The following is a 22,805-nucleotide window of genomic DNA, read 5'->3' as shown; positions in this document are numbered from 1 at the left end:
GCGATGAATAATTCAGAACGAAATCAGTTTCACATGCCATCGATCTACGCTGACCGCGGAGATAACGATTATTTTGATGACAGATCATTCGCTAGCAAGCTTGTCGTGCATCAGCCTGAAGTGTACTACGCTGCCGATTTTATACTTAGACAGAGCGGTCGTAAAATCTTAGTTGATATCGGCTCTGGGAACGGCAAAAAGCTAGCTTCGGTGGGCAGTACAGCAAAGCTCAAGTATGCGATAGATTTTGGTGTGAACGTAGAATTCTTCAAAACACATTACCCAGAGTGCAAAACAGTCGATCTCGATTTAGAAAGAGCCGACAGCAGCAATCTGCCGGACATTCAGTGGCAAGACGCTGTTGTTATTTGCGCCGACGTTATTGAACATCTTAGGTCACCGTTAGGCCTGATGGACTGTCTGAAGTACATTTTCGATGCTGGCGGCATCATTGTTCTTTCCACCCCCGACCGCGAGAAACTCCATGGTTATCTGCACGAAGGCCCGCCGGTAAACCCTGCTCATGTAAGAGAATGGACCTTAAAAGAACTTTCGTCCTTTTTCACAGCCAATGGGATGCAACCAGCATTCGCAGGGTATTCGATTAGCGACAACATGAAGAGGAAGAAATACAACAGTGTTCTCATCCTTGATCGCTTGATTGACAAATCGTGTGATCTCTTGCCTTGCAATCCCTTGGGCGTTGTTTCGTGTTTCAACGATGCTGATATAGTTGAGCAACTTTCCAGAAAGCATCTGGAGAGTGGAATTGATCTCCACTTCCTAGACAACTGGTCAAACGATGGGACGTATGAATTACTGGAAAAGTTGCGCGATGAGTTCCCCGACAGGGTGAACCTAGAAAGGTTCCCGGCAGAACCCACATCTGAATATGTTTGGAGAGCCATCTTAAACCGCAAAGCGGAAATTGGCTTTGCATTTCCAGGGCGATGGATCATTCACATTGACAGCGATGAACTGCGCGCATCTCCGTGGAGCGAAATCCCGTTAAATCTAGGTTTATCGATAGCCTCCAGTTATGGGAGCAACGCAATCGAGTTTGGTGTTGTGGAATACCCACCGCTTGACGATACTTTTTATTATCCAATGGACCCAGTCACACATTTTACGCACTGTTATTTTTCGAAGCAACCTTCACATTTTCTACAGACTAAGGCTTGGCTTCAAGGAAAAGACTTGGTCGACTTGTCTTCAAGCGGAGGGCATCATGCAGATTTCCCCGGCAAAAAGCCGTTTCCTTATCGCTTCATCTTGCATCACTATCCGATACGTTCGTCCCAGCATGGCTTAAAAAAGGTTCTCAAAGATAGAAAGCCTCGCTTCAGTTCGCAGGAAAAGAACGAGTTAGGGTGGCATACTCACTACGACAATGTGACTGACGGATTTAGATTTACTAGCTTAAGAGAGTTTCACATTGAACATGCACCTGATTTTGACGAGCAATATTTGCTAGAGATCATCAGCGATGTGGTACTTCAGAGAATGCGCGGGCGACTAATATTCAACCCAAAGAGCTAACTTGATTAAAAGAATGAGACATGCGTTGAAATAGGGAAGGTATTGAGCCGCAAATACGAAGCCTATTCGCTTTGCTGGGCGTGCAGTGCGCAAATTGCGGCGTATGTTGTAGACCGGTCGGAATGAGGTATCCGACCGGTCCCTCTATCACCATCACATGTTAGATAACACTGACCTTGCTAACGTTACTGTGGGTTTAGTATTTTTCAAACGGAACCGGAGGCACAAGTACCCTTCTTTATTTATCCGTTAACTAGCCCATCGTAACTACAAAATCAAAGCCACCATCGGTTAAGGTACTAGAAAGATTTTCAACGACCACTTGGCAGCTGCTGGCTGATTTGGAGGTTCTCTGCACTCTACGGCTATCAGTGTTTGATACAGCAACCAGACTGTAAGCATTAACGTCACCCAGATTATGAGTAATAGTATAAACACCGGTCCCCGCTTTTGCTACAGACCAGTTATTTGGCAATCTGGTTCCTGTACCATCCGATGCAACAACGCCGCGATGCGTTCCGAGACTACCCATTGATAGCAATGATGCGCCTGCCGCAGCGTTATCGATATAATTCCCAATTGAAATGACACGAACAAGGCTATCAGCAAAAAGATAAGGCCTTACAGATGTTTCCACATAGTCGTTGTAGCCACGGAATGAATTTCCTATGAGGACTAGGTTTATTCGTCCCACCGCCACAATGTTTTGCCTTACAAACTTAGCGGCTTGTGTTCTGTTAAAGTTGCAGCCTTGAACAATTACCGTGACATATTTCGACCCCGCCAAATTATCCAGACGAAGATCAGCAGATCCGCCATTTCCTTCAAAGTATACGCCATTAATATTAGCGCCTACTGCACCTTCTATGCCGCCCTCAAAATTTAGAAAGATGCCGCCCGTTGCATCGTCGCCTTGAGTTCCGTTTCCTTCAACCGTGCCTCGAATGATGTTTAGGTTGTGGGTAGGAGAGTTTCCCGAATACCCCAACTGTGCATTGTTGGAGAAAACACAGTTCTCAAAACTAAGGGCATTAGGGTAAGAAAAGCCAGATCCTTTTGTTGCGACAACGCCATAGTTATTAGCGTCAAGACGCATATCCTTGAATGATGAAGATAGAGTACTGATCATGTCAAGGGCTATACCAGTACCGCGAACCGTTACGTTATCCATATGCAGAAAGGCTGCATTGTTAATTTGAATGCCTTTCTGCGCCTTGCTGCGGCCAACAAGACTAAAATCAGAATAATGGTGCATTGAATGTGCGGATGCATCTAGCCCGTAATTCAAGTGAAGCATTCGCGTCGTTAGGGCCGGAGCTGCCATAATTATAGTCTGTCTGGCATCTTGTCCGCGAAGTATGAAGCCTTTGGGTCCACTCTCTGTTTCACCTGCCATCGTGGAATTGTCGATCAGGATTTGAGACGAGATAAGAAACTTACCTTCCGGCAAATTTGCTAAGCGGCTAGCCTGCAATGCTCCTAAGATAGCAGGAGCATCATCTTGAGAGCCATCTGCTTTCGCACCAAAGCACAGCGGATTATGTTCATCTTTTGATATCTCCCACCAGGCACCATCTGCTGATTGCACTTTACCCGCGTGCGTAGGTTGGGTAGCGACACGCTTATAAAGCGCGCCACCGCCGTCGCCGGGTGCGTAATAACCAGCGGTACGGAGGAAATTTGCCGTTTCGGGGATGTCGGTTTCCTCGACCTTTGCACGGCTTTCATATTCACCGGCACCCGAACTAGGAGAACCCAGCTCATATCCGTCTTCGTCAGGATTTACGACGAGTGACTTACCAGCATCGCCCGGCTGAATAGTAGGTAGATTTAGAGAGTTAGCTGCAGCTTCCGCTCGTGCCGCAGCATCTTCCGCAGCCTCTTGAATGGCCTCTGCATCACCATATGAAAGCAGTCGCAGTTCCATGCCGGTATCAATGCAGAGTAGCGCCATGCCCGACTGCAAATAACCTGCCTCAACGGGTCTATTTGTGTTTGTCACCAGTGCGCGATTGATTGCGCCTGATACCGTAACCGGGCCTGTATTTTCCTGAGTGACATTCAGGATATAAAGAACCTGATACGTCGCTGCCGGAATATCGACAGCAGCTGTTACAACGATATTGTTGGCCGATCCCTCATCAGCATTGTTGAGTTTAATGATACGATTATCCGGGAATGGACCTGCGACCAGTGCGTTAAGACTATCGCGAATGTCTGGCTTATAGGGACTATAAGGTCCGGAAGCCGGGATTCCATTAATTACGAAATCGCGGAAAACTTCATCAAATGGACGTGCGGTCATGCGATTGCTCCATGGTAAATAGCCCCGCCAGAGCAGGGGAAATTATCTAAATTGTTTGATCGATCAGGGCGTCGTTCGGACTGTGCTCGGCGAATAGGTGCCTACCCGGCCCTTTTCGGTTCGCATCGCCAACTGGAATTCGTATTCGGTTGCGGCTGCAAGCGTTGGCGTTGTGTATCGCTCAGCTTTATTTTCCAGCGGACCGACTGCTGTCCATTCCGTATCTGCTGTCTTTTTCCAGCGGACCATATAACTGAGAAGTAGATTGCCAGACGGCGGAAAGCTCAATTCTGCAACAGGCCCGGATTGGATAATAACGGCAGGCGCAGCTGGCACCGGCAGATCATCATCCACGTTGCTATTGTCAGACACAGGTGCGGTTCCCTCCTGCGAGGTATCCCACTGATAAGCGTTTTGCGGCATCGACTGAACTTGAATTGTTGCGCCCTGAAGGATGCCGCCATCACCGATGATAAATTTGAAGTCCAAGACTTCAAACGCGCTGTTGATACCAAATAAAGGGTACTGAATACGGATGAAACGCTTGGCAAATGCTGCCAGACCCATGAGGTTGGTATTGAAAGTTCCTACCCAAACAGGGTTTGCGCGCCACCACTCCAGTTTCATCAAGCGTCGCGCCTGACTATGCGAAGGTGCCATGTTGAATTGAACGTCCTTGGCTTCCTCTCCGCGCTCAGAGACATCGTTTTCATCAGCCCATGGATCAGCATCTGTCGATTGATAATCCTGACTTGGATCAAGGAATGTGGCGCGGATCGTGTTGGCTGATGTCATCACATCGCGACCACGCCCAACTTCGGAAAATCCTGTAATTGCGTCAGCTGTCAAAATAACGGTAGGCTCTTCCCATGCCCCGATATCGAGGGTCAAACCGCCATCTGGTGTCGGTACCAAACGACCATCACAACATGCCAGCATTCGGCCCAGAACGTCAGCAGGACGCTCATTGAGCTGATACGACCCCCAAAGCCTGTATCGAGGCTCCGCGCCGCCACCAGCTATCGCAATCGGTTCATCGGAACGGTTATACGCGGCAACCCAACCAGCCTGCGCGAGCGGCGTTGTGAAGAGGCTTTTGGGCAGACGCATACCGTCACGATGGGTCATGTAATCACGGATGACGGCAGCTGCTCGGTCATTCCATTCCATGCCCCCCGTGATGGGGTTTTCAATAATCGAGGTGCGGGCCACTACCCGGTAATTTGTATTGATCCCGTTAGGAAACAGGCTGAGATAGCTTTCCTGCCCTACCGCATATTGGCAGGCCAACAATGAGGCCACACCATCGCCTCGATGTTGCGCCGTCCATTCTGGAAAAGCTGAGACCAATTCATTGTATGACGTTTCAACAGTGACGCCCAAACGCGTCTGTATGCGCAAAAGCGATGACCCTGTTGTGCCTTGGCGGAACTTGCTTGGCGGTCGTGGCGTTCCATCAGATTGCAGATCAAGCACCAGATCATCAATGTAAACTTCCTCAATGGCTTCAAATGGCCCCTGTCCCAATGCCAGAACCTTGTAGAAATTGCCGCTCTTGGTTTCGGCAAAGGCCCAAGTTCCTGACATTTTTACGCGACCGTAATGTCTGATGCGCGGTGCGGTCGGCTGACGAACCTGTTGCTGCACATCCTCCGGCTTTGGCTGTGACGGGCGGAAAATCGAAGATGCGAGATAGGAAAAGCCAAGTGTCAGCGCCAAACCGCCCAACGTGGTTGATGCAAACATTGTGAGAGCCGCAAGACCCGTCTGGAGAGCTGCACCAACTGCGCCAGTGCCAACGATTGTTGCAATTAAGCCGGAAAGAGCTACAGGCATCGAATTCTCCAAGCTTTCCAGATTGCATCAAGGGGTGCGCCGATCAGTCCGCTCTCGTCTCTTGAGAACCAGAATGTTTCAGCGCGAATGGCGAGGCACATTTTTCGATTGTGAAGGATCAGACCGACATCGCCGGTTTGTGGTGTTTCTGTCTTTTCAAAGCCGATCAGCCTCATCGCCCGATTGACGACAACAGGGAAACTGCCACGTTCAATCAGAAGTGCTGTTGCGTCGTACTCATCCCGGTAAACCAACCCGGCCTGCGCCAAAGGTGATTTGCCTGTGTGAGCGTTGATCCATCGGTCCGCTGTTGAAGCACAGTCAGTCTCACCCCACCGAAAAGGCTTTAGCGCCTCGGTTGCTACAAAATCTGCAATGTGCATGAACTAGCCTTAGTAGTCGGGGTATTTGAAGCTTTTGAATAGCAGCGACCCAACAAACTGAAAGAACTTATCCCCTTTCGATCTGGCTTGCTGATCGCGGTCAGTGTACCGGCCATAAGCAGGTCGAGACCGATTGAAGAATGCGTTCTCAGCCGTCATTGAGATTGACTGGATCGCGCCATCAATCCCCTGCATTTCTGAACGGCTAATGCGCGGCGGCTGCATGAAGCCCCACCAGATCGGCGCAGGGTTACCAAGTGGTTGCCATTCGGTATCGAACAACTGGATAGAAACCATAACAATCCTCTGATCAACCTCGTCGTTGGCATCAAGCGCCATGGCGAGAAAGTTCAGTGTTGCATCCGGCAAACCACTTAATTGAAACGACACGCTTTCTGCGGCTGTTGATGACCCCATGCCGATGCCATCAATCGAACCATAGCCATACATTGGCTCATAGATATTGCCGCCAGCTAGCAGTTTGGTATTGCCGTTCCATACCCGCATTGTTTCAGACGCAAAGCGGAACTCGACAAGCATATCAAGCCGAACCTCACCTTTTGAGAACTCAGCCAATTGCTGCGGCGTGAAAAACGACATCACACATCCTCAATGAAATTGACTGTTGGGTATGACCATGGCGCAACAAGGTCCAAGTCCAGATCCATCTCACCATCGGTTGCGAGGCGCATGCGGCAGACGGGCCGGTCAAATTCCATGTCCGTTTCAGCCGCCACAGCCTCACGTGCTGGAGGCCGGAAAGTGATTGTTGCCGTATTTTCCCCGGTCATCTGCACTGTACGAATACGATACATGCGCTCACCGACTGAGAAATCTTGTCCAGGCTGCAATTGACCCGCTGCAACAATGGCGATGTTTGCTGTTGTTCCTCGCAGCGGGATATTGCTTGTCAGGCGAATGTCGATTGCGCGAGAACGATACAAGCCACCATCGCTAAACGGGCTGGTATCCGAATGAGGAACCCTATTAAGCAAGTCTTTCCAGTCTGGATCAAATGGCTGATAGGCGCAGCACCGTGGAACAAGAATGGGATGTAACCTGCCCTCTAGCATTGTGGAAATAGCGCGGAACGCTAAGATTGAAGCTGTCCCGCGCTTCATGATGATATCTGCAAACGTGGCCTTCCAGATACCAGCATCTGACGCTGAAACCTGCGAAACACCTGATATACTCGCAGGTCCAGCCAATGTGCGAGGCGCAATGTTGAACGGATCGCGCTTAGGTTTAAGCACAGAGCGCGGCCAGAGAATTGTTGCCATTACATTTGCCTTGTTTGTGCGTCAGCGATCATTGATGGAAGAGCGCCCTTCACCGTTGCTGTGCTTTTGCGAACAGAAATTTCGACAAGTGGCCCCGCTGCCGTCTGTATCCGCTGATCGGCAATGGACGCCATTCTTCCACTGTCGTCTTGAAGCATGATGCGAATAGTCTCATTCGAACCCTGCCCCCGCATACCCTTGATACCGGGCGCAGTCGGTGCGTTCGAAGTTGGCAGTGGACCGACATAACCACCGTTGGCATAGCCTTTCAGACCACGTCGCATTGCATCGAGAGCCGCAGGTCCACCAGCAGCGCGGACCGCATCCTGATCAAAGACATATTCGCCCTTGTGCACCACGCCTGCCGGTTCATATTTGCCACCAGAACCAGTGTAGCCGCCCTTGTCAAAACCAAGCAGCTTGCCGATACCGCCAAATACCCCCGACCCACCGCCGCCAAAGATGCCAGCCAGTGGACCCTTGCCAAGTAACGTTGCCTGCAAGACCGCCTCAATGAGCGTATTCAGGAACTTATCAAGAGCCGAATTACCGGTTTCAATCGCCGGTATCATCGACTGAAAAGCATCCATCATGGAGCCTTTGAAGAAGTCAGCGGCCTCTCGCGCCTGATCCTGACTTTCGGCGAGTTTATTGGCTTGAACGGTGGCGTTTGCATAACCTTCTGCCAGACCTTCGATTTGGTCTTTCAAAGCGGGCGTGATTTCAATCCCGGCTTTCTTGGCAGCATTGAGCAACTCTTGCGTAGCGCGAGCTTTGGTGATTGCATAATCGTAATCATCAATGAGCGGGTTGATACCCGCCTGCGCTTCGGTTTCAGCTTGTATGGCTGCGGTGCGCTCTTTGATCTGCTCGATTTCTCGCTGCAAATCATCTGGACGATCTTTCTTTGAACGTCCGCCGCCACCCTTGCGCTTCTTACCGCCACCAGCCGCTTTTTTCGCGGCATCTTCAATAGCCTTAGCCTGCGCTTCTAAGCTTTTCTTGGTTTCCTCAAAATCACCAAAACGCTCATTGAAGTTGACTTGAGATTGACGAACGCCAGCTTCACGCGCTTCGCGTTCCGCATCGGTTTCTTTCCCAACGCGACCGCCTTTGCCACCGAGGCTGGAAAGTGCCAATCCCAGAGCATTGACTTCACCACGTGCAGCGGCAGCTTCTGATGCAATTTGCTGCATACGCGCGACAACAGCAGTTACATTCGGGTCGATGCCAGACAAACGGTCTAATTCAGAGTTGAAATCCTCGACTGAAATTTCACCGTCTTTGAAACGCTCAACCAGATCACCCATTTCACCATAAGCGGATGAAAGATAGGTGCTTAGACCTGCGATACCGCGACCGGCAGAGTTGAAAGCCTCTTCCAGCGCCGCAACAGACTTTTCGACGTTTGCGGTTGCCTCATCAACACGAATTGCCTTCTGGGCTTCCGTAAGACCGCTGGAAAGAGTGAACAGCTTTTCAGCAGTCTTTTCGATACCAAGCCCGGCATAATCTGTGTCTTCACCAGCCTTGCGGATAGCTTCAGCATAGCGGTTTGCACGGTCCTCAGCTTCCTGCGAGCGCGTAGAAATCGCATACATGATGCCAGTCAAGGCCAGTAGCCCAACACCGACCGGACCACCAAGCGCAGTCATCGCCCCTGAAAGGCCTCGAATAGCTGCATTTGCTGCGGTAGCTGCTGGTGTAATTGATGCAACGTTCTTTGCAAGAGAACTATCAGCAACAGACAATTGTGCATTCGCAGCGCTCATGGTCATACGAGCTGCCAACAACTCACGACTGACATTTCGATAAGATGCGGTAACAAGCCCATTTGTACGAATGCCAGCCATTGCGGCTTCCGCGCTTCGCAACCGCGCTGTAGCAACTGCATGTTCCTGCAATGCAACCTCACGTGCCGACTGCGCCGTTTCAAGCGCTGCAATCCGTGAAGCCTTGGCTGCATCGATAGAGGATTTTGCATACTTGGTAAGATCTGTTGATGCGTTCCCAATCTGGCGGGCACCGAAGGCTGCTGCCATTGCGACACCTGCCACGGCAACGGCATCCATATTCTTGGCAACACCGCCCAGCAGGCCAGATAGCTTTTCTGAGACCTTTCCAGTCTGATCGAGTGCACCGACAGACTTTAGCGCCGCGTTCTGGATCTGCTGTAATGCATCGCCAATTGTTGCGGGCATAGACCCAGCTTGATCTGCAAGCTGTTCCATTCGCTTAGTGAGAGCACTGTAGATGACCTGAGATGTAATCTTGCCCTGCGCACCAACATCGCGCAGTGCATTCACACCAACGCCAAGTTCAGCCGCCAGAACCTCAGCTACACGTCCGCCTGTTTCGATGATCGTATTAAGGCCATCACCTGACAACTTTCCAGCCGCCATCGCCTTTGATAGCGCGTTCGTGACACTGGTTGCACGATCACCTTTTGCACCCGATACAACAAGGGCGTTGTTTAACGCCTCAGTATAATCAAGCTGCTGGTTGGTGTTGTAGCCAAGCTCTTTGAGAGCAGTGCTGTTGGCAATGAAGCTTTCCGCCGTCTGCTGAAAACCTGAATAGGTGTCCTGCGCAAGATTATATAGACGCTCCATAACCGCTGGAGCTTCTGACATTTCACCCACGGCGATACCGACACGGGCGGAAACATCAGACCAACTATCGGCCATCATGACCAATTCGCGGGCTGCAAATATGCCAGCCAGTCCGGTCATCATCCCTTTCATGGATGTTGTGGACTGACTAAGCTTGGCTTCCGCTGTCGATACAGCCGCAACGGACGCTTCAAGGTCTTTCTTGATCGCAGAACTAATGCTACCGCGAGAGAACACACTTTCGATATTCTTATTCATATCGCGAAAGCGTCGTTCAATCTGATTGGATTGCTTTGCCGCCTGATTATATGAGCGGTTGAGCGCCTTTTCAAAAGCCGCAGTCCGGGCCTCCATAGCCACAACAAGGCGTTCAACGTCAGTTGCCATCAGAAGCCCTCAATTCCAAGTTCTGCAAGTTGATCGTCGCTCATACCGGGAGCGGCTTTTTCTTCGGTCGCATTGGCGGTTTTGAAGCCTTCAACCGCACAGCGGAATTTCCAAAGCGTCATCTTGTCGATGTCGCGATGAATTATTCCTTCCCATTGGTAGAAGCGGTTGAACTTCCATTTGCCACGCGGGAGCGGGTTCGGGTCTTCTTCGCCCCCGCTTGTCCCTCCCCCGGCTGATCATCCTCATCGCCAAAGAGAGCAACCATCAACACGGCCTGCGCAGTCAGCACCGACAATGTGAGTGGACGATCCTCAACGAACTTTTGAACCAACTTACGGGCGGCTTCCTTTTCCATGCCGCCACCCTCAAGGCCGAGGCGGATAGGCTGGATCACATCGTCAATGAACCATTGCTTTGTCGTGAGCCGCATCAGGATCCATTGCGGCCCAGCATCGCATTTGTCTTGCAGGGCGCGAAGGTGTTCAAGGCGGAGTTCAAAATCATGCTCTCCGCCAGCCCATGTGAGAGCCTTAGCCATTACGCAGCCTTAGCGGTACGCGTTGGCAGGCCGTCGAACTGAATTTCGATTTCAGCCGATACCTTCTGGCCTTTTTCAACGGCATTGTTGAGGTTCACGAGGATCGCTGATCCTGTCTCATATTCTGTGTCACCAACAGCAGAATTGACGTGCTGAACGCGAATTGTCTTCTTCCCGCCCGAATACCACCAATCAAGCATCATTTCATGGCTTTGACTGGCCCAGACGCCAGTACCTGAAATTGTGACTTCCGAGGACTGAACAGCACGTTCAACAACAGCTGGCAGGCTTTCATCTTCACAATCGGCGGGCACTTCCGTGGTCTGCATGTTGTGCTGACGGTTGATGCCGCGCTGTGTGATGCCGCAGATCTTTGAGAAAGTACCCTCGACATCTGTTTCAATTTCAACAACCAGATGCTGAAACTCTGCGGTAGTTGGCTTAACGGCCATGATAATTCTCCATGCGAAAACGGGCCAGCAATACGCCAGCCTTGATAGGGCTTGAGGCCCGGTTTCAGGTGATTGGGCTAGATTGCCCTTTTACGGCCCTTGAGAGCGCGTTTCTCATCGCGTGTCGGGCTTGTGACCGCTTCGGCCCAGCCTTTCGATACGCAGTAATCAATGAAGTCTTGCGGACGTTCTTGCGGTTCAGGCGAAGCCTTGGCGTTGAACGAATACCGGCTGCGAGGACGCGACCAGTTGCATTCCACTTTGAAGATTGCCCAAGCCATTATTTCGCTCCGTCTCTGACTGCTTTGCGCATCTGGCGCGTGACCCTTCCCCGAACGCGCTTTCTCAATGTGCGCCAAGATGGGAAGAAGTACGGGCTTGCCTTCATGTGCTGGGTGCCGAACTCTTGCAGTCTGGCAAGCTGAAACTGTTCGCGCTCACCAACCATTGTTGATGCATCTCCGGCGTAGATCGTGATTACTAAGCCGTCACGTGTCGGTGATGATTTGCCGAGAACCATTGAGCCTTTCGGTGCATCGCCCCACGTCCAGTTGATCGATTGAGCAAGCTTCCCGCTATCCTTTGGCGCTAGGCGGCGCATCATGGCAACAACATCAGTCGCCCCCTGCTCCATGGCTTTTATTGTCACGTCGAATACAGCCTGCGGAATGGTTTTGGTGAGCTTTCTCTTGAGCCTATCTAACCCCTCAACCATTGTCCCATTCCTCATCGATAAAGCCGGTGACTTGCACGACGCCGTGTGTAGTGATGCCGTCTGGATCATCAAGAACACGCGATAGTTCGATATTTAGGCCGACAAGAGTGCCGTTTGACAGTTCGCCGGTGACATTTCTCAATGCACCGACAATCGCGTCTACAATCTCTTTACACGGCCATTTCCGGCCATTCCTGCGCACCCAACAATCAATCTGGATAGTCTCTTCCCGGCTGTTGATACAGTCCGCATCATCGGTACGAAAATCACTCGCGCCCATCGAGATATAAGGGAATGTCGGCTTTTCAGGTGGACCGTCATAGACGCGATCAGCGACAAGTGCTGACACTTTCGGATCAGCCTTGAGAGTGGAAATGATGAGGTCTTGCAGGGCAACGGATACACTCATGTTGCCACCCCGCTCTCCGCCGTGATTTCCATAAACTGCCGGTCCTCGGTCGGGACGATTGCCCTGATCTGGTACTCGGTTCCCGTTCGCGCATCCCGCATCTTGTCATCAGTGGTCAGAGCTGCCGTCTGGCTACTCCTGCGCACCGTCACAACGACTGGCTGCTTACCCGTCAATCGTGCTGCCTGAACCGTCTCACCGCCCCGCAGATAACGAATATTGGCTCTAACGGTGAAATCGGTAGGGGTCGGCTCGAAACCACCGTGTGGGTCCGGCGCTTCGGTGACCGTGCTGAAGGTGATCTTGTCATACAGCGAACCGGCAGATCGTTTAGCGGCCATGGCTCACCTCGCTATCAGGTCACGCAATTGATAGAGCATTGATGAGACAGGCTTGGGGAGCATGCCAACATCGAAGTCACCATCAGGGTCTTGGTCTGGGTTTCGGTGGTAATAACCAACCAGCATGATTGCGGCGGTTTTTACCCGGCCATCAGTCGTTGCACCGTTCTCGTCAATCACTTCATCAGCGCGAACATCAAGATAGGCTTTGACACGCAATGAAGCGGCAGAAATGAGCAAGTTCAGATGCGCATCGTCGTCTTCAGTATCGATACGGAGGCCATTTTTGACCTCTTGGAGCGAAACCAGATCGGCCATTAGTCACCAGCCTTGGGTATCGTTACCCGTATCGGGCCAGAACTGGCCGCTGGCGTTGATTTGGCGTCTTTACCGTCTCTGCCCTTCTTTACAGCCAGTCGCCAGCCCTTGGCCGTATCTGGCTTCTCTCCGGTTTCTTCCTGAGCAATCCAGAAGCTGCCGCCCCATGTCACACCATCGCCGGGGGCATAGGTCTTGCCTTCCACGAATACACCACGATCAATCACGACGGGCAGAACCAAAGGAAACTCTTTGACGTTCTCGCCCTTGGTGAAGCGCAAGGTGATAGTTTTTTCGCCATCGTAATCGACTGACAAATCATCGAAGCCGATACCGTCCACACCATCATTACCCGGAAGGCCGTTCTCACCATCCTTGCCGACGAACTGGCCAAGCTCTTTCACTCGACCATCCGACATAGTGGCAACAAGAACACCGCCCTCACCTCGGAATAGGTCTTTAACGTCCAAACCGTCGCGGCCATCCTTACCGTCTTTCGGTGTAGGAAGCTCACTGACACGTTTCTCTACTTCGGACTGGATAAGTGGCGTCACATCTTCAACTGTCACACTCTTGCCGTCCTGCGGGACCGGGACAGTCGCAAGATGCTCATCAATCTGCTTTTGCAGGGCTGGCAGCACGTCTTCAAGGGATATGCTTGCACCATCGGTGCCGTTTTCACCGTCTTTCCCGTCCTGCGGAAGCGGTATCTCCGCGACTACAACGCGAACGACTTGTTCAATAGACCGCTCCATATCTTTAACGTCCATACGGGCGGCAATGGCATCCTCAATCATCTTAGGAATGTCGGGAAGCTCTGGCGCTGGCTCAATGGCGTTGACGGCTTCGCTGATTACTTTCAACTCGTCCGAAATGATCGAACGAACTTCGTTCATGTCAGCGTCTTTGCCGTCTTTTGGCGCAGGAAGGCTGTCAAATCGCTTTTCCAACTCGTCCAACCGTTTGAAGATTGGCGCGAGCTCTTTGGTCACAAAGGACTTCACCTCTTTGACGATTTCCTGACCGAAGGCTTTACCATTAAATGTCATTGGCCAAACCCTCTTAGAATTTCGATCATCGCTTTGTCAGCTTCTTCGATCATGTTGTCGTTCGCAGGTGATGCAACCGGCTTATCCACGCCGTCGATAAGCTGCCGATCTCTTGCTGCGATTGCTTCGATGCTGTGGTCTTGCTGCTGTAGATAGACCGTGTTCCCGCCTGTAGGCAGCTTTGGCATCTCAAGGCGGCGTCGGCGCTCATCAAGCGTCAAAACGCTCTTAGCCTTATCAAGAACGTCCATCTGCGTTGCAGTGTCCATTCTCAGCAGATTGTCGGTATCGAAGTCAGTGCCAAGGCCCTCGCCTGTGCCGAGGCCCTCATCAAGACAAAGCTCAATGCTTTCAATGAGAACCTGCAAACACTGAGTGTAATACTCGATGTTCAGGCTTTGAACATTGTTGTTCGTCGGCATCGATCCAACACCAGCCTTATACGGCGGCACGTGATAGACCGAACAGACGACTTCCGCAGACCATTTAAGCTGCTCGATGAGCTGGCTATCTGTGGATTTGGCTCTCATCGCCTCATATTTGAGGCCGTCACCGAGAACCGCTACTTTGCCAGCATTCTTGCCGGAATATTCACTTTCCCAATGCCGCTTCAACCGTTCTGCTGTTGCCTGCTGAATTTCACCCGGTGCGGTGAGAACGCCACCCGGTTGAGCTCCATTCTGGAAGAACGCCGCACTGTCATTCTGGATCGCTAGACCCTGCATCGCAGCCAATCCGCCTGCAAAGATCGGAGAAAGGCCCACGAGAGGGTGGTAAAAGCAATTGAAACGGTCGTGAATAATCTCACGCGCTGGAACGATGATCTGATCGACCACGCCTGCAAGCTTGTCCGTATTCATTTGATAGAATATCGATCCATCATCGCTGATCAATGGCGTGACAAGGTTCGGGTCAAGGACATAGAGCCTAACCACCTGACCGCGCTCATTCCGCTGTTTCAGAACGTAGGTATTCCCGTTCTGGAGCTTGGAAAGCACCCAATTTTCCATGAACTGGATACGGTTTTGATAGTGATTTGGCCTTGCCAGTACATCAGAGAACGGCTTTTTCTTGATCTCAGACCATACTCCATCTTCATCCTGCTTAACCAGCTTGATGCGCAGTTTCGCGATATCCGATGCGATCAACGTACGACATGAAAAGTCTGCATGAAACGCAAGAACGCTGTCGAACTTCACTTCAATGTTGCGCTGCCATGCACCTGTGAAGCTTTCCTTGATGACTTGCCACCAACCACCCCGATCATTAGGGCGCGACAAGTTGCCAGCCGCCTTCTCGCGGGTGATGTTGAAGCCAAGTACACGCATTAGGAATTAGCCTCTCCGCGACGTTCGATCTCAAGTTCGATTGCTGCAACAGCATCTTCCTTGGTCTTGATTTTTTCGTCGCTAACCGATCCGGCCAGTGATTTGAGCTGTGGCCAAGCCAAATCGCGCCAATCGGCGGGGATTGTAACCGTCAATGGCGGCTGAGGCTCGCCAGTCTCTGTTGTCAAAGCTGCGGTCGAATAACCAAGCTTGCCGAGAATACGCGCATAGCGCGGGTCACGCGCCTTGAGCGCTCGGTTCATGTAGGATTGATGCTTCATTGCCGTTCTCCATGGAAGTGCCAGCCGCAGAGGTTCTGCGACCGGCTGTTTCTGATGAGAAAGGCTTATGCCTGACCGTAAGCAGCGCTATCGATCCACTGAACAGCACCCGGACGACGCTTAGTCCAGTTGATGAAGCGTTCGGCACGGATACCAACAAGGTTCATCTGCCACAGGCTGACCATAACGGTTGCTGCAACAGGTGGGTTTGTTGGCGCGCTGTCCATCTGGAGCGATGCCTGGTTGCTTGCATCCAGAAGTGTTTCGCCATCATCAGCCAGCATGATTTCTGATGCTTTAGCCAAGATGATACGGCTACCCGCACCCACAGCAGGTTCACCGGTGCCCGGATTGGCTGGAATATTCTCAGACAGGATGACCGGAAGGCCGAAGAAGCGACCGCCACTGTCACCATTAATCTGAATGTCTGGGAATTCACGCTGACCGAGAGGATTGAGCATGAGCGCCAGAGCCAGAGCCTGCATTTCAGTCATAATGAAGACTGCACCAGCCAGAGAGAGGTTGGCAGTAACAAACTTGCCCATCAGTGCCTGAATGTCGGTGCGAACTGCATCCGCATCGGTGCCGCTGGCCGTAACAGGTGCTACGCCATTGGTGATTGAAGCTGGCTTAACACCAGCAGAACCAGCATTTGCAGGATCAACAAAGTCACGATCCATGGTCTGAACGATGGTATCAATCAAATCCTGACGAACGATTGCTTCCGCAGAAGGGTTTGAGAAGCGTACAAGCTCATCGGTCATCACGACAATACCAGCCAGCTTGGTCACGCCAAGGCTGATCTGATCGAAGGCAAGTGCCGAAACAGGTTTTGGAGCGCCTTCACCCACCCACGAAGCGGACGATCCACCAGTCTGACGCGGCACCTTGATATTGAAAGGAACGTTGCGCAGACCGGGAATGCGGCCAATGATCGTCTGAGGGCGAAGCAGTTCCGCAAATTCAGAAGCCATGTTCTGATATTCAACAAGAGGCTTTGCCCATGCTGCGTCTGTGGTCGTGCCAGCAGCAACAGCAGCTTTAAGCACTGCCGAGACTTCCGGGGTCTGGTCATCCCAACGCTTCGAAATCTCTGCGGCCTGCATGAGATTGCCCTTCGAGGCCATCAACGCCATGGCATAGCGAGTAAAGGCAGTGCCCTTCTCGACATTCGGCTTGACGGTGATCGGAGCGCCAGCACGAGCAGCAGCAGCTTTGGCGACATCAGTGATCTGGTTGGCAATCACTGGCTTTGCAGACAGCGCCTGAGCCTTTTCCAAGCTGCGGAGGCGGGTCAGATCAGCATCGATCTTAGTCACTTCATCGTTCAGCGTGTCGAACTCTTCCTGTTCGGCTTCATCGCTTGAGCGACCTTCATCAATCGACTTCTGCATGACCTCACCCATGCGGGCAGACTTTGCGTTGCGGGATGCTTCAAGCGCCGCGATTTGTTCAGCAACAGTTTTCATAACTGGTTCTTTCTTTGGAGGGTTTACGGTTTTGTTGATGAGCCCCGCAGCGCCGGGGTTGGGCTTCGATACAGGAACCGTTTTGCCGGTCGCGGCTGGTACTCCGGTATCGAAAGACTTGATGATCGCGACACTTGCCGCGTCCAAACTCTTGATGCTCGTCATGATCGCATCTTGATGGGCTGGAATTGTCACTGCCGACAGCTCGTAAACTTCGGTTTCAGTAAACTTGATCCCGCCATTCTCAATGAAACTGTATTCAATTGCGCGGAAGCCGATAGACACAGCACGGACAAGACCCAGCTTGATGCTCTGCCAAGCCTCGTCAACGCGATCCTTCAGCGTTCCCGGCTCATCGATGATCGGAAGCTCTGCTTCAAATGTAATACCGCTTGCGGTAGGCTTATCGAACTTGACCGTGCCAATTGGCTTTGAATGGTCATGTTGCCAAAGGAATGCCATTGGATTGCTGAACTTGACGCCGAGAGGCTCAACAATATCGCCCACACGATCAACAGCTGGTGTCGTAGCCACACCGCGAATGATGCGCCTGTCTTCGTTCACTGCCTTGATTTCAAGCAATGAGTAAGCGCGCCGCGTCAATTCACTCATGACGGACCTCCATTATTCAAATTGTTCGGTTTAATTAGCCAAGCACCAGCAACTGAAAGGCAGGCTCTTTCTTAACTTCCGGGTTTCGGCTCATCACCGTAACCGCGTCAAATAGAGCCATCACAGGGTCGATCTTTGCATCGCCAGCGTTTTGCTTGGTTGCGCGGATTGCAGTCGCCGTAGGTTCAATTTTAAGGTTGCTGACACACCAGTCCATCAAAGAGGACGGCGCATGTTTCAGCGTGCCATTCACAAGACGGCGCTCTGTGGATTTGATCGCGCTCATCATGCGGAATCCTTGCTGCACTCCGAGCAGGTTTTCGTCTGCTTCGGTCACGCCTATTTCCGCAAGCGCCTCAATCATGTCACCAAGCCCGGCAGGATCAACCGCGACAGAAGCGAGCAAGCCCCGGTCTTTTACCGTCGAGATAACCTCAACGATTTCCGCAATATCCTCCAAATCATCATTGACGATTGTCAGCTCGCCAGCCCGTTCAAAGTCATTAAGTTTTGATGCAATAGACTTTCGTCGCTCTAGGACGCTGCGATGACACCATGCATGAGACCATGTAAGCCAGTTCCAGGTGCCTTTCTCGCGCCCGACAACCGTCAAGCCGAAAAGATCGTCAAGGCCTCCGCCATCGATACCAATTACCGCAACTTCTGACCTCTCCATTAGGCTTTCTAGATTTAGCGACAGTTCAACACGCGCATCCCAGAAATCAGCTCCCGGCCAGCGGTTCGACCGCAAGTTCATGCCGATTTCTACATTCAGATGCTTGGCAAGAAACACGTTTCGCGTCTCCGGCCCGTTAGCCAACTCCTTGATAAGCTCTCGCTCAATCCAGCCAGACGACACCGACCGGCCAAGATTGGGATTGGTGATGTAGAAATTCTCCGGCTTTAGATAGCCACCATTGTTAATCACCGCTTGCGGGAACTCGTACAGAACAGGCAGAAACTTCTTGTCTTCAATCTTGCCGTCCCTCACGTCCCGCGCATAGTCGAGCTTTGCCTTAAACACGCCAGACGGCGGCTCATCGCTCTGCGTAGTCAGGTAGATAACAAAGCCCTCTGGCCTTGAAACCATACCGCCCATTGCTTCACGCAGCATTGCGTCAGATTTTGGCCGCTTACCGAAAATCCAAAGTTCGTCAATCAGAATACGACCGGCCTTTTTTCCGGACACTGTATCTGTTTCAGCCGCAACAACCTTTAAGGACGACCGCATCTTTCGATGGGTGATTGTCCTGCTATGATCCTGAATGTGCAGCAGATCCGATAGTTCTTCATCGGCGCGAACCATACCCGCGGCCGGATCAAAGCTGTTCTTGGCGACCTCAATTGTTGGCGCCAGAATTAAGATTTCTTCCTCTTCACGCCAGCCGATAATCAAAGCCGTGAGCATGATGCCAGCTGCTATCGTGGATTTTGTATTTTTCTTGGAGATCAGAAGCAGGAATTCGCTTACCAACTGATTGCCCGTTTCAGGGTTATTTGCCCCGAAAATCGCAGCAACAAAATCAAACACCCATTCTTCGCAGCATTCGCCAAATGTCGGTTTACCCGGCAGGTCCGGCACGCGCAGTGCCTTGAACGTCTGGAGCGCGTAATCTGCCTCAGACGGGAATAGTGGTTCAAACGGGATCATTGACTGACGGTTCACAATGCGCTGTTCCCAATCAGGGCATTGTGTTGACCACTCAACCATCAAACCACCTTCAGGTTAGGACGTGTACGTGGCGAAAACTTTCCGCCGTTCATCACCTCTGCTGCCTTTTTTTCGCGTTGCTCTTTCTTGCCACTTTCACCCGGCTTAGCCACTGTGAAACTTGCGAGAGCCTTTGCAGCTTCCAGCCTCAGTTTCGGGTCTGCTTCTGCATTGTTCATAACCTGCTCAAAGAACTTTAGAGGGTCATTCACCTGTTCTGTGATGTGAGGATCAAGATCACCATTCGGCGGATCGGACTTAACAACTGTGTTAACAGCCCGCTTGCGGTCAACCGCGGCCACCACGTCTGGGTCCTTCTCATACCGGGATGCAGCCTGCGAAGCCGTCTTTTCAGGGCATCCAGCAGATATTGCCGCCTCTCTCTTTGACGCTCCGGACAAACGCGCATCGGCGTACCGGCGCTTCTGTTCAGTTAACGCCATACTTAACAACTTTCGTTTTCAGAGAAAAAATCTGCGCGTGTGGGGGACGCGGGTCTGGCGGCTAGAGGGGTTTTAGACTTTGCCTACCCCCCCCTATGCCTTTGTATTGATTGACGTTCCGCGATCTTGATGGAAATTGAGCTCTGATGTTTCCAATTTGAATGCAACGCCGATGATTGAAAGCTTCAGCTCTGATCTATCTATTCCGCTCTGATGAATGGTTGCTTCGATGACACCGGGCAGTGGATTGCCATCAACGAACACTTTCATTCTTCCATCTTCGTAATGCTTCACAACGACACGAGCTTCGCTCGGCTTAGGTCTAGCCATATCTCCGCTCCATCCGCTGCTTGTCTCGGTCTATGTGACCAGCAATTACCCTGTGTGCCCTCGCTACGTTCTCAGCCATCGGAAGCCACCGGCAATTGGATGGTTCGTAATCACCCGTTGGGTCAATGCGATCAATGCTCCACCCACCGCCCGGTCGCCTGCCCATATCTTCGAGGAAGCAACTGAACCCATCCGCACCTGCCCAGCGTTCACACACCTTGATGCCTTTGCCGCCATACCAAGGGTAGGCATGAGTGGACGAGTACTTGCACCGAGATATCATGCTCCACCATGTTACCCATTCGACTGACTTGCCGCCTGCCTTAGTTTCTCCGTGTCGGAGCGAGGTGAAGATACGGCTATCTTGTTGTAGGCAGCCGCAGGAATTCGTATTCCCAGACTGAAGGTTGCCTGATTGGACATGAGCGTCCCTACCGCAGTCGCAACGGCACAGCCATACAGATTGGCCTTGCTTTCGCTCACCAGTATCGCGCACAGCCAATAGCCTGCCGTATCGCACTCCAGAAAGTTCAAGCTTGGCTTCACGCTTTACATGGTTTGGGTCACCATACTTGCGCCACCTGAGCCAATGCTTCCCACACCAGCCTCGCGCTTTGGCCGCACCCGAACATCCCTCGATGGAGCACAGGTCTGCATTAGCCATTCTTTCCTGACCTTTCCATACGAGCCTTTGTAGAATTGTGGCAGTGAGCGCAGAGTGTTTGAAAAGGACCAGCCCAGAACGCGGCTTCATTCCCGCGATGTGGCTCTACGTGGTCACAGACTAACTGACTGGTATCTGCCTCTATCTTCCCGCACATCGAGCAGGTGAACAGATCGCGTGTTAGCACTGACCATCTAAGCTTTTGCCATCTGCTGGTCTTGTACCAACGCCTGTGAGCTTGAGTGTCATCCCTATATCGGGAGCGGCTAGCCTCATCTTCGTGTCGAGGCGATAGACGTTGTGGGATGGTCTTCACGAGCGGCTTTAGCCTCTTCAACCGACCCATTACGCTACATGCTTCCAGCATTCGCGCCGCTTGATGCGATGCACCTGCTTCGCGTCCACACCGTAGTCATCACCAATAGCCTTGAGAGTTCTCGTGTCTCTGCGTATGGCAGGGATCATAAACTCTTTTAGTTTGGCATGCGCGCTGCGCTCTCCTCGCGTTGATCTACCGCGCATTACCATATCTGCGCTGTTTGCTTTAGCGGATCCATAGGAGAGGTGTTTGGGATTACAGCAGCGTGGGTTGTCGCATGAGTGAAGAACGAACGATGACGGCTTGTCCTCACCCGTTGAAAACCAAAGGGCTAATCGGTGCGCGTATAATGTGACATGCGTGGATCTTGGACCGAACCCGATTACACCGTACCCCTTTGATGTTTTTGCTCCTTGCCATTCATGGCATCCATCTTCGATTATCTTTAATTTAGCAAAGTATCTAGCTTTGAACGCAGCAAGCTGTGCTCCGCCATCAAAGAGACGACCAAACATTCCATTCTCCTGATTAGCGTTTAACCGGGCTTGCCCACTTCACACCGTTGATATGCAGGGTTCTCACCCCGGAGCGGCCAGTGTTTCTTCTTCTGCACGAGTGTAGCTATTGCCTCATCGCCCGGTGGGATGAGTGAAAGGAGTGCCGCTCCCAGAATTGATGAGGTTTATTCTTGGCCAATAAGCCCAGCATCGGTCAGCCACGTTCGCCATGCGCGGGTTAGTGCGCGCTTAGCACCAGCAACGGATTTGACCTCGCCAGTTCCCTTTGTAACCCATTTGGTACTGACAGCATCCAGCTTGTAGAAGCATGTGCCGTCTTCTCGCTGGCCGACAAAGCCGATGATCAGCCGACCACTGTAGGCAAACCATCCGTCATTGCTGTGCTTCTTCCAGACAATGCGCATTGGTCGCTCCCGGGATAACGTGGACAGTTCAATGCGTCTGTGCTGCATTACCAGCGGGAGGCTCATCATGTTTTCAAATCAGAATATCGGGATTGCTTGCCGAAAATGTAGCCACAAGACCGAAAAGACTGTCGCTTGGCTTAAAACTAACCACAAGTTCACCTGTGACCGTTGTGGCTCCATTGTCGTTATCAATAATGAAAAGCTCGTCACCAGAATTAAGGAGGCTGAGGAGGCGGCTGCCAAATTCAGGAAATCGATTAGCGACCTCGGTAAGCATCGATAGCATTACAGACAGGCTATCTCCATTCAGGGAGAGTTTCAGGTCACACGATGCCATTACTCTCTCCAAACATAAAACCCCGCTCAATGGCGGGGCTGAATTAATCTTGAAATTTACAATCTCTGGCGCTTTAATCTCCGTTCCAAGGGAAGGAGGGAAGCATGCCTTTCAGAGATGTAATGTACAGTGGTTCATTCCGTCCAGGTGAGGTTGACATACTACAGACGGCTTATACCGAATGCTGCACCTTATTGGACAGATGCCCGAAAACTCATG

Annotated in this window: 25 protein-coding genes and 1 pseudogene; 1 reads left to right on the top strand and 25 read right to left on the bottom strand. The window is 51.7% G+C overall.

Annotation, left to right across the window (positions count from 1 at the left end):
• Positions 1-3 precede the first annotated feature (3 nt).
• Positions 4-1,539 carry a methyltransferase domain-containing protein gene (locus J2782_RS08715; RefSeq protein ID WP_310011498.1) on the top strand — a complete coding sequence of 512 codons (1,536 nt, stop codon included), beginning with the start codon at positions 4-6 and terminating at the stop codon, positions 1,537-1,539.
• 1,666 nt (positions 1,540-3,205) lie between these two features.
• On the opposite strand, the pseudogene J2782_RS08710 reads toward J2782_RS08715, so the two are convergent.
• The 25 genes and pseudogenes from J2782_RS08710 to J2782_RS08585 form a co-directional block, all read right to left on the bottom strand.
• A pseudogene (locus J2782_RS08710) lies at positions 3,206-3,844 on the bottom strand (hypothetical protein); the annotation flags it as partial.
• Positions 3,845-3,907: 63 nt separating this feature from the next.
• Positions 3,908-5,680 (bottom strand): fibronectin type III domain-containing protein, encoded by a 1,773-nt coding sequence (locus J2782_RS08705; protein ID WP_310011497.1) that lies wholly within the window; start codon positions 5,678-5,680, stop codon positions 3,908-3,910.
• The gene (locus J2782_RS08700; protein WP_310011495.1) at positions 5,671-6,063 is read right to left on the bottom strand and encodes a DUF6950 family protein; all 393 of its coding nucleotides are present in this window, start codon (positions 6,061-6,063) and stop codon (positions 5,671-5,673) included. Before J2782_RS08700 ends, J2782_RS08705 begins: the two co-directional genes overlap by 10 nt.
• 9 nt (positions 6,064-6,072) lie before the next feature.
• A complete protein-coding gene (locus J2782_RS08695; protein WP_310011494.1) occupies positions 6,073-6,663 on the bottom strand; it encodes a hypothetical protein in 591 nt (196 codons plus the stop codon).
• Positions 6,663-7,343, bottom strand: coding sequence for a hypothetical protein (locus J2782_RS08690; protein WP_310011492.1), 681 nt, complete (start codon positions 7,341-7,343; stop codon positions 6,663-6,665). Before J2782_RS08690 ends, J2782_RS08695 begins: the two co-directional genes overlap by 1 nt.
• Complete coding sequence (locus J2782_RS08685) at positions 7,343-10,342, bottom strand: tape measure protein (RefSeq protein WP_310011489.1); 3,000 nt, start codon at positions 10,340-10,342, stop codon at positions 7,343-7,345. Before J2782_RS08685 ends, J2782_RS08690 begins: the two co-directional genes overlap by 1 nt.
• Complete coding sequence (locus J2782_RS08680; RefSeq protein ID WP_310011487.1) at positions 10,342-10,464, bottom strand: hypothetical protein; 123 nt, start codon at positions 10,462-10,464, stop codon at positions 10,342-10,344. The genes J2782_RS08685 and J2782_RS08680 overlap by 1 nt, the downstream gene beginning before the upstream one ends.
• Positions 10,465-10,484: 20 nt before the next feature.
• Positions 10,485-10,883, bottom strand: a complete 399-nt coding sequence (locus J2782_RS08675) for a gene transfer agent family protein (protein WP_310011485.1) — start codon at positions 10,881-10,883, stop codon at positions 10,485-10,487.
• Entirely contained in the window at positions 10,883-11,335 is a 453-nt protein-coding gene (locus J2782_RS08670; protein ID WP_310011483.1) for a phage tail tube protein, read from the bottom strand. Before J2782_RS08670 ends, J2782_RS08675 begins: the two co-directional genes overlap by 1 nt.
• Positions 11,336-11,412: 77 nt before the next feature.
• Positions 11,413-11,616 (bottom strand): hypothetical protein, encoded by a 204-nt coding sequence (locus tag J2782_RS08665; RefSeq protein ID WP_310011481.1) that lies wholly within the window; start codon positions 11,614-11,616, stop codon positions 11,413-11,415.
• Positions 11,616-12,050 carry an HK97-gp10 family putative phage morphogenesis protein gene (locus tag J2782_RS08660; RefSeq protein ID WP_310011479.1) on the bottom strand — a complete coding sequence of 145 codons (435 nt, stop codon included), beginning with the start codon at positions 12,048-12,050 and terminating at the stop codon, positions 11,616-11,618. The genes J2782_RS08665 and J2782_RS08660 overlap by 1 nt, the downstream gene beginning before the upstream one ends.
• Positions 12,043-12,459 (bottom strand): DUF3168 domain-containing protein, encoded by a 417-nt coding sequence (locus J2782_RS08655; protein ID WP_310011478.1) that lies wholly within the window; start codon positions 12,457-12,459, stop codon positions 12,043-12,045. The genes J2782_RS08660 and J2782_RS08655 overlap by 8 nt, the downstream gene beginning before the upstream one ends.
• Positions 12,456-12,800 (bottom strand): head-tail adaptor protein, encoded by a 345-nt coding sequence (locus tag J2782_RS08650; RefSeq protein ID WP_310011475.1) that lies wholly within the window; start codon positions 12,798-12,800, stop codon positions 12,456-12,458. Before J2782_RS08650 ends, J2782_RS08655 begins: the two co-directional genes overlap by 4 nt.
• 3 nt (positions 12,801-12,803) lie before the next feature.
• Positions 12,804-13,118, bottom strand: coding sequence for a head-tail connector protein (locus tag J2782_RS08645; protein ID WP_310011472.1), 315 nt, complete (start codon positions 13,116-13,118; stop codon positions 12,804-12,806).
• Positions 13,118-14,167, bottom strand: coding sequence for a hypothetical protein (locus J2782_RS08640; protein WP_310011470.1), 1,050 nt, complete (start codon positions 14,165-14,167; stop codon positions 13,118-13,120). Before J2782_RS08640 ends, J2782_RS08645 begins: the two co-directional genes overlap by 1 nt.
• Positions 14,164-15,495, bottom strand: coding sequence for a phage portal protein (locus tag J2782_RS08635; RefSeq protein WP_310011468.1), 1,332 nt, complete (start codon positions 15,493-15,495; stop codon positions 14,164-14,166). Before J2782_RS08635 ends, J2782_RS08640 begins: the two co-directional genes overlap by 4 nt.
• Positions 15,495-15,776 carry a hypothetical protein gene (locus J2782_RS08630; protein ID WP_310011466.1) on the bottom strand — a complete coding sequence of 94 codons (282 nt, stop codon included), beginning with the start codon at positions 15,774-15,776 and terminating at the stop codon, positions 15,495-15,497. Before J2782_RS08630 ends, J2782_RS08635 begins: the two co-directional genes overlap by 1 nt.
• Positions 15,777-15,841: 65 nt before the next feature.
• Entirely contained in the window at positions 15,842-17,857 is a 2,016-nt protein-coding gene (locus tag J2782_RS08625) for a phage major capsid protein (protein ID WP_310011464.1), read from the bottom strand.
• 34 nt (positions 17,858-17,891) lie between these two features.
• Entirely contained in the window at positions 17,892-19,568 is a 1,677-nt protein-coding gene (locus tag J2782_RS08620; protein ID WP_310011461.1) for a terminase large subunit, read from the bottom strand.
• Positions 19,568-20,011, bottom strand: a complete 444-nt coding sequence (locus J2782_RS08615; protein ID WP_310011459.1) for a terminase small subunit — start codon at positions 20,009-20,011, stop codon at positions 19,568-19,570. The genes J2782_RS08620 and J2782_RS08615 overlap by 1 nt, the downstream gene beginning before the upstream one ends.
• A 93-nt stretch (positions 20,012-20,104) precedes the next feature.
• Positions 20,105-20,341, bottom strand: coding sequence for a hypothetical protein (locus J2782_RS08610; RefSeq protein ID WP_310011456.1), 237 nt, complete (start codon positions 20,339-20,341; stop codon positions 20,105-20,107).
• 294 nt (positions 20,342-20,635) lie between these two features.
• Complete coding sequence (locus J2782_RS08605; RefSeq protein ID WP_310011454.1) at positions 20,636-20,875, bottom strand: hypothetical protein; 240 nt, start codon at positions 20,873-20,875, stop codon at positions 20,636-20,638.
• A 475-nt stretch (positions 20,876-21,350) separates the two neighbouring features.
• Positions 21,351-21,839 carry an HNH endonuclease gene (locus J2782_RS08595; RefSeq protein WP_310011452.1) on the bottom strand — a complete coding sequence of 163 codons (489 nt, stop codon included), beginning with the start codon at positions 21,837-21,839 and terminating at the stop codon, positions 21,351-21,353.
• 167 nt (positions 21,840-22,006) lie between these two features.
• A complete protein-coding gene (locus J2782_RS08590) occupies positions 22,007-22,246 on the bottom strand; it encodes a hypothetical protein (RefSeq protein ID WP_310011450.1) in 240 nt (79 codons plus the stop codon).
• Positions 22,247-22,319: 73 nt separating this feature from the next.
• Positions 22,320-22,586, bottom strand: coding sequence for a hypothetical protein (locus tag J2782_RS08585; RefSeq protein WP_310011448.1), 267 nt, complete (start codon positions 22,584-22,586; stop codon positions 22,320-22,322).
• Positions 22,587-22,805: the final 219 nt, after the last annotated feature.

This window comes from Brucella pseudogrignonensis, assembly GCF_031454375.1.
GTDB lineage: Bacteria > Pseudomonadota > Alphaproteobacteria > Rhizobiales > Rhizobiaceae > Brucella > Brucella pseudogrignonensis_A.
The sequence above is the reverse complement of the archived record's forward strand: the minus strand, read 5'-3'. Positions and strand labels throughout refer to the sequence as shown.

Coding starts and splice junctions, on each gene's coding strand:
- J2782_RS08690 (WP_310011492.1), bottom strand. CDS start 7,343: ATGGCAACAATTCTCTGGCCGCGCTCTGTGCTTAAACCTAAGCGCGAT.
- J2782_RS08645 (WP_310011472.1), bottom strand. CDS start 13,118: ATGGCCGATCTGGTTTCGCTCCAAGAGGTCAAAAATGGCCTCCGTATC.
- J2782_RS08615 (WP_310011459.1), bottom strand. CDS start 20,011: ATGGCGTTAACTGAACAGAAGCGCCGGTACGCCGATGCGCGTTTGTCC.
- J2782_RS08640 (WP_310011470.1), bottom strand. CDS start 14,167: ATGACATTTAATGGTAAAGCCTTCGGTCAGGAAATCGTCAAAGAGGTG.
- J2782_RS08700 (WP_310011495.1), bottom strand. CDS start 6,063: ATGCACATTGCAGATTTTGTAGCAACCGAGGCGCTAAAGCCTTTTCGG.
- J2782_RS08680 (WP_310011487.1), bottom strand. CDS start 10,464: ATGACGCTTTGGAAATTCCGCTGTGCGGTTGAAGGCTTCAAAACCGCC.
- J2782_RS08620 (WP_310011461.1), bottom strand. CDS start 19,568: ATGGTTGAGTGGTCAACACAATGCCCTGATTGGGAACAGCGCATTGTG.
- J2782_RS08595 (WP_310011452.1), bottom strand. CDS start 21,839: ATGTTTGGTCGTCTCTTTGATGGCGGAGCACAGCTTGCTGCGTTCAAA.
- J2782_RS08660 (WP_310011479.1), bottom strand. CDS start 12,050: ATGGTTGAGGGGTTAGATAGGCTCAAGAGAAAGCTCACCAAAACCATT.
- J2782_RS08610 (WP_310011456.1), bottom strand. CDS start 20,341: ATGGCTAGACCTAAGCCGAGCGAAGCTCGTGTCGTTGTGAAGCATTAC.
- J2782_RS08585 (WP_310011448.1), bottom strand. CDS start 22,586: ATGGCATCGTGTGACCTGAAACTCTCCCTGAATGGAGATAGCCTGTCT.
- J2782_RS08695 (WP_310011494.1), bottom strand. CDS start 6,663: ATGTCGTTTTTCACGCCGCAGCAATTGGCTGAGTTCTCAAAAGGTGAG.
- J2782_RS08650 (WP_310011475.1), bottom strand. CDS start 12,800: ATGGCCGCTAAACGATCTGCCGGTTCGCTGTATGACAAGATCACCTTC.
- J2782_RS08685 (WP_310011489.1), bottom strand. CDS start 10,342: ATGGCAACTGACGTTGAACGCCTTGTTGTGGCTATGGAGGCCCGGACT.
- J2782_RS08630 (WP_310011466.1), bottom strand. CDS start 15,776: ATGAAGCATCAATCCTACATGAACCGAGCGCTCAAGGCGCGTGACCCG.
- J2782_RS08705 (WP_310011497.1), bottom strand. CDS start 5,680: ATGCCTGTAGCTCTTTCCGGCTTAATTGCAACAATCGTTGGCACTGGC.
- J2782_RS08590 (WP_310011450.1), bottom strand. CDS start 22,246: ATGCGCATTGTCTGGAAGAAGCACAGCAATGACGGATGGTTTGCCTAC.
- J2782_RS08635 (WP_310011468.1), bottom strand. CDS start 15,495: ATGCGTGTACTTGGCTTCAACATCACCCGCGAGAAGGCGGCTGGCAAC.
- J2782_RS08665 (WP_310011481.1), bottom strand. CDS start 11,616: ATGGCTTGGGCAATCTTCAAAGTGGAATGCAACTGGTCGCGTCCTCGC.
- J2782_RS08655 (WP_310011478.1), bottom strand. CDS start 12,459: ATGAGTGTATCCGTTGCCCTGCAAGACCTCATCATTTCCACTCTCAAG.
- J2782_RS08625 (WP_310011464.1), bottom strand. CDS start 17,857: ATGAGTGAATTGACGCGGCGCGCTTACTCATTGCTTGAAATCAAGGCA.
- J2782_RS08715 (WP_310011498.1), top strand. CDS start 4: ATGAATAATTCAGAACGAAATCAGTTTCACATGCCATCGATCTACGCT.
- J2782_RS08670 (WP_310011483.1), bottom strand. CDS start 11,335: ATGGCCGTTAAGCCAACTACCGCAGAGTTTCAGCATCTGGTTGTTGAA.
- J2782_RS08675 (WP_310011485.1), bottom strand. CDS start 10,883: ATGGCTAAGGCTCTCACATGGGCTGGCGGAGAGCATGATTTTGAACTC.